Source organism: Pedobacter albus (assembly GCF_036324255.1).
Classification (GTDB): Bacteria; Bacteroidota; Bacteroidia; order Sphingobacteriales; family Sphingobacteriaceae; genus Pedobacter; species Pedobacter albus.
The window spans coordinates 1-13,896 of sequence record NZ_JAZDQT010000003.1; the positions used below are offsets into that span (position 1 = coordinate 1).

Below are 13,896 nucleotides of genomic sequence, written 5' to 3' on the forward strand. Positions count from 1 at the left end.
TTCGTGGAGCATCCCGAACGTGCGCGCCTACGTGCTGGGCTACTGGTACCGGGACGGGGGCATCTGGAAATACCATGAGCAGGCCTACACCGGAGCTGTTACGCTTGCCCTGGGCGATGCCATCGACGACGTGCGCATCCATCCCAAGGATGCCCAGCTGGGCACCTACGTGTACAAAAGCGGGGTAGGCATTTCGGCCTCTACCGATGCCAAGGGGCTGACCACGTACAGCGAGTTCGACGAATTCAACAGGCTGAAGAACATCAAGGACCAGGACGGCAACATCGTGAAGAGCTACGAGTACAACCTGGCGCACGAAACCTTCTACAACGATGCCGTGAGCGGCAGCTTTACCAAGAACGACTGTTCTTCGGGCATTGGAACCTCGGTAACCTATAGCATACCAGCCAATACCTACTCGGCTTCTTCAAAGGTGGCGGCCAATGCCCTGGCCGGCACGGCCCTGGCCAACGGCGGCCAGGCCTATGCCAATGCCAACGGCACCTGTTCGGGCGTGGCCACAACGGCCGTCAGCTACCTGAACTTTACCACGCCCTATACCCCGGGCGGCACGCCTTCGGCCAATATATCTTCATTGGTGATCAAGGACGGCAGCGGCACAACGCTGTACACCTACAACACGGCGCAGCTGCAGGCGGGCATCACCGTTCCGCAGGGTACCTACAGCTTCGTGATTACGGTATCGGGCATGCCGTGGGACATATCGACCGACCTGGGCTGGGCCAGCTGCTACGTCATTTCGGGGGCCTACTCGGCAGGGTTCGACAATACCACGTCCAGCTATACCCTTACCGGCGTAACGCTGAACGGAGCCACGGCCACCATCAACCTCGACAACATCGTATATCTCTAAACGCAACTCCATGAAAATAAGAAATATCCTCTTCTCTATATTGGTGCTAAGCTCGCTGAAGGGTCTTGCCCAGAGCCCTAGCGGCGACAAAAACTATACGATGGAAACCATCGTGAAGGTGGCCGGCAAGACCGACGCGTCCATGCTGATAGGCCTGCCCGTGGGGCAGGCGAACCGGACCATACAGTACGTTGACGGTCTGGGAAGGCCCGTCCAGACCGTGCAGTGGAAGGCCAGCCCCCTGCAGAGGGACCTGGTACAGGTAACCGAATACGATGCCCTGGGCCGTGAAACGAAGAAATACCTGCCCTACGCCGAGCAGAGCTCGGCCGACGGGAGCTTCAAGGCGAACGCTGTGGCGAACCAGGCCGGCTTCTACGGCGCGGGGTCTGGCTGGGACGCCAATGTGGCCAAGACGGCCTATCCGTACGGCATCTCGGTGATGGAGCCCTCGCCTTTGGGCAGGGTGCTGGAGCAGGGTGCCCCTGGTGCGGCCTGGCAGCCCTACAGTGCCGGCATAGCGGGCTCGGGCCATACAGCGAAGAAGGTCAGGGCTATTAATGGCCTCAATGAGGTTCGTATGTGGAATGTTACTACTTCTGGAGCCATTTCATCTTCTTTCTATACGAAGGGAAGTTTGTATAAAACAATTGATCGAAACGAAAACTGGATTGGTGGCCTTTCTGGTACGACAGAAGTGTTTGAGGATACGGAAGAAAATCCGATTCTCAAAAGAGTTTGGCAAGACGAAACGACATCTTTAGACACTTACTACATTTATGATGTTTACGGTAACTTAGCTTATGTAATCCCTCCTGCGGTTTTGGCGACTAGCTTTTCTGAGTCAGACGCTGTGTTTAAAAACTACATCTATGGCTACCATTACGATGGGCGTAATAGGTTGATAGAGAAGAAAATACCAGGTAAGGGATGGGATTATTTGGTGTATAACAAGCTTGACCAAATAGTGCTGACTCAGGACAGTGTGCAGCGTAGCAATGCACAGTGGTCGTTCATCAAGTACGACGCGCTGGGCAGGACAATCATGACCGGGATTTTGGGGAGCGAGGTTGCCAGGGATTCCTGGCAGTACAGCGTGGACATCCATCCCGTGCTCTGGGAGAACAGGGAAAGTAACGGCGGCACCGACTATACCAACAATGCCATTCCGGCAGCAGGCATATCCAAATGGGCCGTGCTGAGCTATTACGACGACTATGCGTTCTTGGGCATGGGCGCTACATTACCTCCGTCATCCTCAATAAGCACGAAGACAAGGGGACTGGAGACAGGCAACAGGATATACCATGACGATGGCGCAGGCTCAGAATGGGCGTTGACCTATTACGACGAGGACGGGCGAGTAAAGGAAACCATAGCCCAGAACCACCTGGGAGGCACCGATCGAGTAACAAATACCTGGAACTTTGCTAGCGAACTGACTAGCACGGAGCGTGCGCATATAAAAGGTGTCAACACGACCGTTATTGCCAATGCCTATACTTATGATCATATGGGACGTAAAATATTGGCAAAAGAGAACATCAATCTTCAAGGCGAAGTTGTACTGAGCAAGGATGATTATAATGAAATCAGCCAACTAATCAGAAGAAGCATGCATAGCACCGATGGAGGTATGAATTTCTTGCAACATAGCGATTTTACTTTTAATGAACGAGATTGGCCTAAAAGCACGATATCAAACCAGTTCAGCATGTTGTTGAAATATGAAGATGGTACTGTGCCGCAATATAATGGGAATATCTCTGGCCAACTTTGGGGCTCAGGAAATAGTTTTCCAAACTCATTTGTTTACAGCTATGACAAATTGAACCGTTTAACTAATGGATCTAGTTCTGGAATTGCCATGAGCGAAACGCTTAGCTATGATAATATGGGAAATATTACCTCATTAAGTCGAGATGGCGGTATGGCTGGTTCTTATAGTTATATCGGAAATAAGCTGATTTCTATAAATGGAGGGCCATTAGCTACAGGGACTTATACTTATGATGGTAATGGAAATACCACCACTGATGGAAGAAATGGAGCGACCATTACGTATAACTATTTGAATCTTCCAACAAGTGTGGTAAAAACAGGTGCAAATCTAAATTACATATATGATGCCATTGGAACTAAGCTAAAAAAGATAAATAATATCACTTCAGAGACTGTTGACTATATCAATGGCATTCAATATCTTAACGGTAGTATAGACTTTATCCAGACCGAGAATGGTATTGCCAGAAACAATGGAGGCAACTATAGTTATGAATATAACCTGACTGATCATCTTGGCAACGTTCGCTATAGTTTTTACAAACATCCAACTGCTGGAAATCTCCAGCAGAGACAAGCAGATAACTATTATCCTTTTGGATTAAGAAAGATAGATTTTTCAGGTAATAATAAATATCTTTATAATGGTAAAGAATTACAAGAAGAACTGGGGCAGTATGACTATGGTTCTAGGCTCTATGATCCATACATAGGGCGTTTTACCACCATTGACCCCCAGGCTGAGACCTATGTGAATTGGTCGGGTTATCTTTATGCGGGGAATGATCCCGTGAGATACGAAGATAAAAACGGTGAGGGGCCTGGGGACAAAATTATGGGTTATCTTAATGGGTTTGCAGATAATGTTTTGGGTTCGAACTTTAGGGCGCAATATAAGCCAAAGAATGTAAATGATTATAATCAGGCTCTTAGAAATGCAGACAATATCTCTCTGGTTGTAGCCGCCGGCCTTATGGCAGATGGAACTATAAATGTAGCCGCCGGAGGGACGGGGCTGCTTGCTTCAGGCGGATTGGCTTTAACAGGAGTAGGTGCTCCAGTAGCTGGCGTTTCGGCAACAGGTTCTGGCGTATTGTTGGGAAAAGGTACTGTAGAACTTGCCGCGGGGTCTTTTATAATGGCAAATGCTTTGAAAAACAAGCAAAAAGGCTATGCTAGTACTGATAGCAGTAAAAAACCACCAAATCCTGATGGAGCAAAAGGCAAACCAGATCACCAAGAAAAGGTAAAAGAATTAGCCGAAAAGGCAAAAAAAGAAAATCCAGGAAAAAGAGTCGAGACAGAAAAAAAGATTCATAATGAAAAATCTAATAGAAGGCCAGATGTGCAAGTTGTAGATCCTGAAAGTAATAAAACAACAAAAGTTTATGAAGCAGAGAGAAGACCTAATAGTAAAAGAAACAAAAAAAGAGAAGAGGAATACAATAGGTTAAATATACCAAATGAAACCCACAAAGTAGGAAACTAGCATGGCAAGATTTGAGTTTTACATCAGCGACACAGAAAGAGCAACGGTGATTAATCATATCCTTTCAAAAGGAACAAAGATAATCCCAGACCTTTTGTATGAAACAGAAGAATACGAGGTGCTAAGAGATACAATAGGATTCTTCAAATATTTGAAAGATAAAAATATAGGTTTTTTTTTAATAGATGACAGGTTCACAATAGAGCCTTTGGTCGTATCAAGAAATAGATTCTTCGAAGAACCCAAATATTCAGTTTACCAAAGAAAAGGCGGACCTTATATTGATGCTTCGTTCTACTTGGGCTATGCAGATGATGCTACAATACCCTACAAAGTTAGCATAATCGACTATTATGAAAAATTCATACACTATGATAGCTATGAAGAGTTTAAGGCACCAAATGAACTTAGAGAGTATTATGGGGAACTTGTCCGGTTTATAAAGAAAATGTGCCAAAAGGTAGAAATTGGGAAAAGGAAGTTTTGGATCAGCAAAGAAGTACTAAAGACGATTGAACTATAAATTATGGCATGAGATTTTGCAATCTAGTACACAGGAATTCGATTTCGTTCATATACTTAGCTTTCTTTAAATCTTACCATGACAAGAATCGGCATATAGGTAAGCCGTTAAGGCAAGACCAAAAGCAATGATTAAAAATGAAAGACGAAATCATATTAACCTATTTATGATTCTAAAGGGGAACTGGCAGAAGATCTCGTTTGGGCTTTGCCGGAGGGCGGACATTTTAAAATAGACAATTTCCCGTTTTTTGCCCCCGTTGGTCGGAATTTATAATCTCGGCCTTTACTATTTATAAGCTATAGAGCCACTAAGAGGAGAGTTACGCCTACGACGGCAACGGCAATGCCACCACGGCCACGGTCGGGCTTTCGAGGACTTCGGTAAGCCTTTCGTACAACTACCTGAACCTTCCGGCGACGGTATCGGGCGGTGGCATCGGCCTGGCCTACCTGTACGACGCCACCGGCGCCAAGCTGAGGAAGTCGAACACGGCGAGCGGCACGGTAACCGACTACGTGGACGGCATCCAGTACGTGAACAGTACGATCGACTTTATCCAGACCGAGGCGGGCAAGGCCCAGAACAACGGGGGCACCTACACATATATCTACCACCTGACGGACCACCTTGGAAATGTGCGCTACGTTTTCGATATTTACGGGGGAGCGGTGAGGCGGCTGCAGGAGGACGACTACTACCCGTTCGGCCTGAGGAAGCCGGCTGGAAGCCCGGTATCGCTGGACAACAAGTACCTGTACAACGGCAAGGAGCTACAGTACGAGCTGGAACAGTACGACTACGGGGCCAGGTTCTTCGACCCGATAACCGGGCGTTTTAGTACAATAGATCCAGTCGCAGAACATTTCCCGTGGATGACAAGTTATCAATATGCATCTAACGACACAATCAAGAACATTGATTTGGATGGTTTAGAGGGAATTCCTATAAATTTTTTGCTTGGAAATAACTCAGCCGTTCCCAAAGTTGGTAATTTTGTTGAAACAGCAAGCAAATATACCTCTGAAAATATTGGTAAGGCAGGAGGGGATTTCAAACCAGGAGCTCTTGAGGCATTTAGACGAGGAAATGCCGCTGAAGCTGAACAGCTGGCTAAAAATGGGCTCGAAAAAAACACTAAACCAATAGAGGCAGTAGATCCTAAAACCGGCCAAAAGGGCACTACTGTGCCAGATGCATTATCAGGAGGAGGAAAAACCTCAGAAATAAAAAATGTTAGCAGACAATCTTTAACAAGACAGCTAAGAATACAAGAAAAATATTCTAATGATAATGGATTTAACCCTGAGCTTATTATAAATAAAGGAGCAAAATTATCTGAACCACTAAAAAAATCCAGTTTCGAGATAAAGACATATCAGGAAATTATTACCGTTCCAAGCGACAATACTAAGGTAGTAAGTCCGGAAATAAAGCCGGCTACGAAACAAGTTCCCTCGCAGTCCTCAAAACAGGCTCAAGAATGGGATGCTATAATTAGAGAAATGACCAAAACTTAATAGCAAAATATGAAAACGAAAAGAGAAATAATCTTAGAAAATATACTAGAACAGGCAAAAGCTTACCTTACTGAGCTACATGAATTTGCCCCTTTTGGCTCAGCTATTAACTTAGATGGAGAAATAAAACCATTAGGAGTTTACATAGATGAAGAAGAAATAGATTCATTGAAGATGATAGAAATGCTTCAAAACCATATATTAAGAATGATAAATGACAACAAATTTATAATAGGGGCAATAGCTATTGATATTACAGTTAATGCTTCAGGAAACAGCTATAATGCTGTTGAAGTGAGATTTATTGAAAATGAAAGTCAATATAAAAAACAGATTAAATATCAGATTAAGGAAAATATAGTAATGTTCGAAGAAATTGATTATTGAGAACATGTCCTCATTTATTTTAGCATATGTAGAAAATGAATAAAATATTGAATAGGCGATAATCTGAGAATAGCTGATAAAAAGGCTATGTGCGCTACGTTTTCGATATTTACGGGGGAGCGGTGAGGCGGCTTCAGGAGGACGACTACTATCCTTTTGGCTTAAGGAAACCGGCGGGTAGCCCGGTATCGTTGGAGAAGAAGTACCTGCACAACGGCAAGGAGCTGCAGTACGAGCTGGAACAGTACGACTACGAGGCCAGGTTCTACGACCCGATGATAGGCAGGTGGAACGTGGTGGATCCTTTGGCCGAAAGCTACCATGCATATTCACCATATAACTATGCACTGAACGATCCTATTGGAAAATTAGACCCAAATGGAATGTGGGTAGAAACAGCGGGAGGGTATTCGACAAGTAATACTGCTGAAATTGCGGCATTCTTGGGGCAAAGCAATTCTCAACAAAGCGCAGAGAAAGACCCACCAACGAAAAAAGGCAAAAATATAATAAATAAACCGGGAGCTATAATTCGAAAAACTCAGGACGGGTATTCTATAGGTCAGGTGAAACAAGGGGATGGGGGAAGTGGGCTAAGTGATGCTATGGAATTGGGATTTGGATTTACCCCTATTGGTGTTGTAATTGATTTTGCCAATTTGATAGAAGGCAAAGACAGAGCTGGAAATCATTTATCTTGGGGTTGGAGGCTCGCGGGAATAATACCCTTGGTTTCCGAATTTAAGAATAGCAATAAAGTTGCGAAGGCAGCTACGAAGGCTTTTGGCAAGGAGGTGGCAGAAGTTGCTACTCGAATTGGAAGAGATGGAGAGGCGGTTGAAATTATATTTAAAGACGGAAGTAAAATAGATATAAATGCGGCGAGAGTAAAAGAATGGGTGCCAAACACACATCCAAAGGCTCCCGCGGGCACCCTTCAAAAAGTTAAGTTCGAAAATTCATTGCCTGGATCTAAAGGATATAAGCGTGTTGCAACACAGGCGGAGATTGATTACTTAAAAAAAACTTCTAAAAAAATAAAAGACAATATGCTAATAGATATAGATAAAGCAATTAAAACATTTGCAGCCTTTATGGATAATAGTTGGGCAGAAGTTAGCCAATTACTTGTTGATAGGGATTATACATCTGATGAAAGCGCTATGAACGATTGGCTACAATCAAATTGGGAGCTTCTTATAGAGAGAAAAGTATTGAAAATTAATAATTACCTAGAAGTATATGGCGATGGCGCAGATTTCAATGGAGCTAGCAGCAGAATTACCGACCCAAACTCTGTTGCTAATTTTAGGATAAAAGCCATACCAAAAACAGGCAACAGTATTTTTGATGTCTTGAACGAAGAAGTTGTAACGATGCCTGATTTAGTTTTTGATCGATTAACAGGCTTTCGAGATGGTTTTTATGCTTTAGAACCAGAATTCAATCATGCGCTGCTCAATGATGAAAATATAGGTATAGAAAGGGTCGTGAGGATGAATGATGTAGTGTTTGTTTTAGAAGAGATTTAGTTACTGATTATCGGTGAGATAACTTTTATTAGATAGGTCATTAGAAATATTATCGCATGTATTATTGATGAAAGAGGGAATGATAACTTAAATGGAAAAAAGAGATTTAAAAAAAATCTTAGACGAACTCCTCATGCCAATTGCCTTTAAATCAAAGGGCAATAATTGGACCTTTAAAGGAAATGAGCTTGTCAAGATGGTTAACTTGCAAAAATCGCAGTATAGCAATAGCTATTATGTAAATTATGGCTATATTTTGCGTTCAATCTCTTTCGACGGAACTATGCATATCTATAACCGAGTTGCTTCAAAAGATATAGTTGGACAACAGGAAATCACGGAGCTATTGGATCTGGATAGCCCCATCCCAGACCAAGACAGAACAACTAGGCTAAAAGAAATTCTTATTGAAAAGCTGATAAAAAAGATAGAAAATATCAATTCGGAAGATGACATACTGCATGAGCTTCAAGGAAGACCGCATCTAAATGATATCCCTTTAATAGTCAAGGAACATTTTAACTTGGAGTTGTAAAGAGGCAAGGAGCTGCAGTACGAGCTGGAACAGTACGACTACGGGGCCAGGTTCTACGACCCGATGGTCGGACGTTTTATAACGTCAGATCCGTTATCAGAACAGAGAAATTGGCTTTCTCAATATAATTATGTCCAAAATAATCCAATTATAAGAGTTGATCCTACAGGTGCGCTGGACGATTATAAGCTTAATAAAGATGGCGAAATACAATTGATTCGGATGACGGATGATAAAGATGACAAACTTTACGCAACAGATAACAAAGGGAACGTAGATAAAGATAAGTCTATTACAGTTGAAAGAGGCGTTAGAAAAAGTCGTCGGAAAAGTTGGAAATATTGCTGAGCATCTAACTGAAAAAGATATGACGGGAGCGGTTAGAGATATATTCGGCGACCCGGTAAAAATAAGTGGTTATACTTATGATCATTTGGGAGAAGTTAAAGATGCGTTAAGGGGGCTAGGAAATCAAATTGAAGGGTTAAATAAAGGTTTGAAGAAGGGAAACTTCTCTGATGAGGTTCTTACGCAAGCCGAAAAACTTCGAAACGCACTTCAAAAACAAAAAAATAGATTACAAAATATTTTAAATAAAGCAGAAAAAGCCGCAAATGATAAGTAAAAAAGACGAAAAGACCTTCATTAATGATTTGGTTAATAATTTTCCCGAAATAAAAGAAGAGGTTCTAGATGAAGACATCGCAGACTTATTAAGTCTACAAGTGGGGTGTTTTAAACGGTTTACCCAAAATGCGATTGATTTAAACGATCTCATTACGATTGAGAGATGTTTTGGATTTGTTGATGAAAATTTTGAACAAGTTATATTCAAGATAGAAAACTCTTTAGTTATTTCTTTTTTAGGACATTTGGATTTTAGTAAAAATCCTAAGATAGAAAAGATGCTTTCAGAAAAATTGAAGAAAATACTAAAAGCACTTAGACTACATGAAAGTCAGCCAAAGGACGAGAAGCTAAAAGGGTTTCTTAAAGGTCTCAAAGACTAAAGGAAAACACACATCTGGTGTAAGTTTTATGAGGGCAGTGCGTGTAGCTGACTTGTGCCTTAAGATTTAGAAGATTTACCCTATTAATTGGACAATCCAATTTGATTAATCCCTTCCAGCCAATTTTAGAAGTTTGCAGAATAGTTTGGTTTCCAATTAATTAGCTATTTGATTATTTTTGGCGAAGAGGGGTCAATAGCTTGTAGTTTTTCCAACCTTGGAAACGTACGCTATGTTTTCGACATCTATTGTGGCGCGGTACGCAAACTGCAGGAGGACGACTACTATCCGTTCGGCCTGCGCAGGGTTGCTAGTGCAGGAAATAATAGATACCTTTATAATGGCAAGGAGTTGCAGGAAGAACTTGAACAGTACGATTACGGGGCCAGGTTCTACGACCCGATAATTGGAAGATTTATCGCCGTAGATAAGTTAGCGGATCATGATAACCAGATCGATAAATCTCCATATGCCTATGTGTGGAACAATCCAGTTATGCTTACTGACCCTGATGAAAACTGCCCCATCTGTATAATTGTTGCCGAGCTCCTTACCGCAGGGGAGACTGTTGCTATTGGGACTGGTGTCGTTGCTGCAGGAGTAACATATACCGTATTTAAAGGGTATAGTAACTATAAAAAAACCCGTGAAATAGAATCCGTTCAAGATAATGTTTCTGTTAAGAGTTCATATGACAAATACTTGGATCCAAGTAGGACTAAACAAGTTCAGAGTGACCAAACAACATCCAAAGAAGGAGGAGGTAAACGAAGAAAGAATAGACTGCCCGATGTGGCTGAACCTAATACAATGCAAACAAATCCTCCAGGAACCTCAACAAAAGTATATGGGCCAAATGGACGAGTTCAGAAAGAACATAATAAAGGTCATGGGCCTAATGCACCAGAGAACGAACAAGAGGACCACGTCCATGACCATAAACCAAAGCCGAATCCAAATGACCCCGATGCAACAGAACGCCAACCCGGAAGGAAGCCAAAGCCAAATGAGAGGCAAAAAGATGAGGAAAAACAGAAAAGAAGAAGCGAATCAACAAATTAAATGGAAAACTTAGGAAGGAATAGCGAATTATATAAAATTCTAAATACGGAAATTAGTATTCTTAGTACCCAGATAGAGTACATAAATATCTATAGAGGAAACAATGGATTAATGATAGAAGTTGGGATAAAACTCCTGGGGGAAAAGAAAGGCAAACGGCTAAAGCTGATATGTTCAGGCATAAGAGAGTATGCTTTTTATCATAGCTCTAACTATGCTTTTTACAATATTGAAGAGTACAAGCTGATTGAAAAAGATGGATTATACTATATCTGCTTTGATCCAGAAGGCGATAATATGGAAGCTATCTCAGCAGACGACAACGATTTTATATTATGCAACTCTATTGAAGGCGCTCTTTATGGCTAACCCTCGGTATCGCTGTTAAGTAGGCGACAAGTATACTGAATAAAGAATATCCAATAGCTGATGATATTTGTTACACTACTTACTAAAATTTGATTTTAGCCATAAGTGGAAGTGGAGTTACTTGCCCGTCGGTCGGGATTTGCAATCTCGACCTTAAGGGAGTACGATTGCGCCACGACTGACTACGTAAACTCCGCCCATCACACCGATGTCTACAGTTTGAGGAGAACGGGTTAAATTCGGCAGATCGAGCAATCTTGGGTAGCTACTTACAATCTAATGAAAAAAGAAAAATATTATTACCAAGTACATTTGGAAGTGGTTCTCAAGGGAGCTGATTTTGTCTTTGGCTTCATCAATATCTCTCATATTCCATTTGAGAAGTTTGAAGAAATGTTTTTAGACCAGGTTAAGCAGGAGCGTTTCCTTTTTGACGAGGGAATGGGATATGCAATTAAGAAGAAAACGTATCTCAAGCATAAGAAGTACCTAGACAAAGAGGTCCCCTTTACATTCGATTTTAAACTTTTTAGTTATAGCGTACATTTGACGGGAGACAAATTAGATAAGTTGCCAAAATGGTATTACGAAAAGCTACCTAATTATTTTTCAGAAACTAAGATTTGAGAAATTCGATCCCTTTTTGTTGCGTTGGATTTAATGAAGTCTTTAGGTGCTTAGCCACAACCCCAAAGCGCAAACGAGGCTAAAGCAGAACGAAAATGAAATATAAACTAGACTTTTATACGGAATACAATCAATTTTATGTTCAGGATAAATTAAGTTGGGGAGGGACGGCTTCGGCTTCATTTTGGACTGATGAGGCGTATCATGATAGGTTGGCGATGGAAGAAGGCATAGTTGGTGTAGGGACAGAATGCTATGGGCCAATCAAGGGAGAGCTAGAAATTTTGCAAACCGCTTGAAATAGACATAAGCCAATACGATCATATTGTTGAGGGCGGAATATTTTTGAAATCTGGAACACTGCAGGTATTGAGCTGTCCAAGCCCTGATGTAGAGTTGGAGAGTGAACTGGCTCCAGGATTTTATCGGATTAGGGTCTATAACACCGGTTTAGCGACCGTAGATGGCGATGAAGGAAACGATTATTACAAAATGGAAATTTGGCCAGAACGTAACATGGGACGCAAAGTACTGAAGGCATATACCAATCAATAAGCAAATAATCGCAGAGCAAAAGGGTTAAAAATACTTGACCCGAGCATCTAATTCAAATTAAACTTCTCCTGGTTTACCTTCAATACATTGGAAGCGAAAATAATCGACACAATCAGAATACCGATAACGATGGCCAATGCAAACTGGATGGTAGAGTAAAGTTGGCTTCCCGTTAAGATTTCCTTCGATTCACTCATCAGCTCGTTGCCTACCTTGTGTTGGATCTGGGTTAAGGCCAGCAACTGTGCGGATATTTGCGCGTAAGATTTCTTGGCCAGTTCGAGGTCGAGTGGGTTGGCCGGATTGCCTTCAAGCCTTTTTTCTATCGCTCTGCTTTCGGCCAGACTGTTTTTGAGGTTTTGCAATTGGCTTTTTTCGCTGTTAACCAAAAAAGTTTTGGCGTATTTGCCCAATAGCGAGTCGATGCTTTGGTCTATGTTTTTCGATTGTTGCAGGCCTGCAGGTGTATGCAAGGCAGTTTGACTAGCCAACAAATGACGTTTGGCGTGTGCCTTTTCGGCCACCATAAAAAGATCTGTTGCAGGTACCAAACGATCGTTGTACATCGAAACAAAAGAAGTGCCCATATCCTTGATGCTTTTGTCTTCCAATAACCGAATCAGAATGGTACAGGCCATAATGCAGAAAAGCAACAGGGCAATCTTGGTTTTTTGTTTAAGCGAATAAGAAAATTTCATGGCTATTTGGTTAGTTGGGAATAGAAACAAAATAGCTAAAGATAGGCATTATTTATGGCAAAGGGGCCGAGCCACAAGAGAAGGCATAAAAAAAGCGGACATCCATCCGCTTTTTTACTTAACTAAACTAAAAACTAAACTAAATTTATGATGGATTATGAATTTTATAGGGTAACTAAATCAGCGGTTTCAATATCGTTTAGGGTAGCAACGGTTTTGGCAATCACTACATTTTGCGATTGAATGTTGGTGCTTTCGGCAGCAAACTGATCTAGGTTTACTTTGGCTACGCTACCCATTGTGGCATTGTAGGTCGAAGTTGAACCAGCCAAGGTTAAGTTGGCTTGTCCGTTCAGGTTGCTGTTCAGGTTGATGGTGTTGGTATTCAAATTGGCAACCGCACTGTCTTTAAGGTTAACATCCAAGCTCAAAGTATTGAATTTGCCATAAGTGCTCACTTTTGCGTTATCAGAAGCCGTAATTGACGACAAGTTGCTCATGTAAACCACTACGGTTAGGGTTTCTTTGTTGAATGAGCTGATGCGCAATTCGCCATCTTGTTGCTGTACCAATGCATTTTTAGCATAGTAGTTGTCGTACACCTTTACGCTTTCGTTAGGGCTTTGTACCAAGATTACTTCTACGTTGCCAGATACGTTGATTTTATTTACTTTTTTAACTTCCGATAATACGGTAACGGTATTGTTGTCGGCGGCTTTAACGGTTGAAGCAACTGTTGCTGATAATACGGTGGTTAAAGCGATGGCGAATAAAGTTTTGATAGCAGTTTTCATATTCTTATTTTTTTAAAATCTTTGTTTATATAATTGTTATTTTTTGGTTTTGCTGAACCGCCCCTATCAGGCTGGTTTCGTAAATAAGACTACAAGAATTTAAAAAGGTTGCACCAGAAATGCCCGTATTATACCAGCA

The 13,896-nt window shown here is 42.0% G+C and carries 17 protein-coding genes; 15 read left to right on the plus strand and 2 right to left on the minus strand.

Annotated elements, in window-relative coordinates:
• The 15 genes from VRU48_RS15045 to VRU48_RS15110 all read left to right on the plus strand — a co-directional run.
• Nucleotides 1-874, plus strand: an 874-nt coding sequence (locus VRU48_RS15045; RefSeq protein WP_330108747.1) for a DUF5977 domain-containing protein, incomplete at its 5' end; no start/stop codon positions are given.
• A gap of 10 nt (nucleotides 875-884) precedes the next feature.
• Nucleotides 885-4,145 (plus strand): DUF6443 domain-containing protein, encoded by a 3,261-nt coding sequence (locus VRU48_RS15050; RefSeq protein ID WP_330108748.1) that lies wholly within the window; start codon nucleotides 885-887, stop codon nucleotides 4,143-4,145.
• Between the two features lies 1 nt (nucleotide 4,146).
• Nucleotides 4,147-4,668: a hypothetical protein gene (locus VRU48_RS15055; protein WP_330108749.1), complete on the plus strand. Its 522-nt coding sequence runs from the start codon at nucleotides 4,147-4,149 to the stop codon at nucleotides 4,666-4,668.
• A gap of 518 nt (nucleotides 4,669-5,186) precedes the next feature.
• Complete coding sequence (locus VRU48_RS15060) at nucleotides 5,187-6,188, plus strand: RHS repeat-associated core domain-containing protein (protein ID WP_330108750.1); 1,002 nt, start codon at nucleotides 5,187-5,189, stop codon at nucleotides 6,186-6,188.
• 9 nt (nucleotides 6,189-6,197) lie between these two features.
• A complete protein-coding gene (locus VRU48_RS15065; RefSeq protein ID WP_330108751.1) occupies nucleotides 6,198-6,575 on the plus strand; it encodes a hypothetical protein in 378 nt (125 codons plus the stop codon).
• Nucleotides 6,576-6,664: 89 nt separating this feature from the next.
• The gene (locus tag VRU48_RS15070; protein ID WP_330108752.1) at nucleotides 6,665-8,107 is read left to right on the plus strand and encodes an RHS repeat domain-containing protein; all 1,443 of its coding nucleotides are present in this window, start codon (nucleotides 6,665-6,667) and stop codon (nucleotides 8,105-8,107) included.
• Between the two features lie 91 nt (nucleotides 8,108-8,198).
• Nucleotides 8,199-8,642 (plus strand): DUF4304 domain-containing protein, encoded by a 444-nt coding sequence (locus VRU48_RS15075; RefSeq protein WP_330108753.1) that lies wholly within the window; start codon nucleotides 8,199-8,201, stop codon nucleotides 8,640-8,642.
• Nucleotides 8,643-8,654: 12 nt separating this feature from the next.
• Nucleotides 8,655-8,990, plus strand: a complete 336-nt coding sequence (locus VRU48_RS19660; RefSeq protein ID WP_431311640.1) for an RHS repeat-associated core domain-containing protein — start codon at nucleotides 8,655-8,657, stop codon at nucleotides 8,988-8,990.
• Complete coding sequence (locus VRU48_RS15080; RefSeq protein WP_330108754.1) at nucleotides 8,941-9,267, plus strand: polymorphic toxin type 28 domain-containing protein; 327 nt, start codon at nucleotides 8,941-8,943, stop codon at nucleotides 9,265-9,267. The genes VRU48_RS19660 and VRU48_RS15080 overlap by 50 nt, the downstream gene beginning before the upstream one ends.
• Nucleotides 9,257-9,652 (plus strand): DUF7674 family protein, encoded by a 396-nt coding sequence (locus VRU48_RS15085; protein WP_330108755.1) that lies wholly within the window; start codon nucleotides 9,257-9,259, stop codon nucleotides 9,650-9,652. Before VRU48_RS15080 ends, VRU48_RS15085 begins: the two co-directional genes overlap by 11 nt.
• A 168-nt stretch (nucleotides 9,653-9,820) precedes the next feature.
• On the plus strand, nucleotides 9,821-10,714 hold the full coding sequence (locus VRU48_RS15090; protein ID WP_330108756.1) for an RHS repeat-associated core domain-containing protein: 894 nt from the start codon (nucleotides 9,821-9,823) through the stop codon (nucleotides 10,712-10,714).
• On the plus strand, nucleotides 10,715-11,083 hold the full coding sequence (locus tag VRU48_RS15095; RefSeq protein WP_330108757.1) for a hypothetical protein: 369 nt from the start codon (nucleotides 10,715-10,717) through the stop codon (nucleotides 11,081-11,083).
• Between the two features lie 279 nt (nucleotides 11,084-11,362).
• On the plus strand, nucleotides 11,363-11,710 hold the full coding sequence (locus VRU48_RS15100; protein WP_330108758.1) for a hypothetical protein: 348 nt from the start codon (nucleotides 11,363-11,365) through the stop codon (nucleotides 11,708-11,710).
• Between the two features lie 95 nt (nucleotides 11,711-11,805).
• The gene (locus tag VRU48_RS15105; RefSeq protein WP_330108759.1) at nucleotides 11,806-12,009 is read left to right on the plus strand and encodes a hypothetical protein; all 204 of its coding nucleotides are present in this window, start codon (nucleotides 11,806-11,808) and stop codon (nucleotides 12,007-12,009) included.
• Nucleotides 12,010-12,055: 46 nt separating this feature from the next.
• A complete protein-coding gene (locus VRU48_RS15110; RefSeq protein WP_330108760.1) occupies nucleotides 12,056-12,265 on the plus strand; it encodes a hypothetical protein in 210 nt (69 codons plus the stop codon).
• A gap of 47 nt (nucleotides 12,266-12,312) precedes the next feature.
• Here the strand turns inward: VRU48_RS15110 and VRU48_RS15115 are convergent, their stop codons facing one another.
• The gene (locus VRU48_RS15115; protein ID WP_330108761.1) at nucleotides 12,313-12,963 is read right to left on the minus strand and encodes an MCP four helix bundle domain-containing protein; all 651 of its coding nucleotides are present in this window, start codon (nucleotides 12,961-12,963) and stop codon (nucleotides 12,313-12,315) included.
• Between the two features lie 164 nt (nucleotides 12,964-13,127).
• Entirely contained in the window at nucleotides 13,128-13,757 is a 630-nt protein-coding gene (locus VRU48_RS15120) for a GIN domain-containing protein (protein WP_330108762.1), read from the minus strand.
• Nucleotides 13,758-13,896 lie beyond the last annotated feature (139 nt).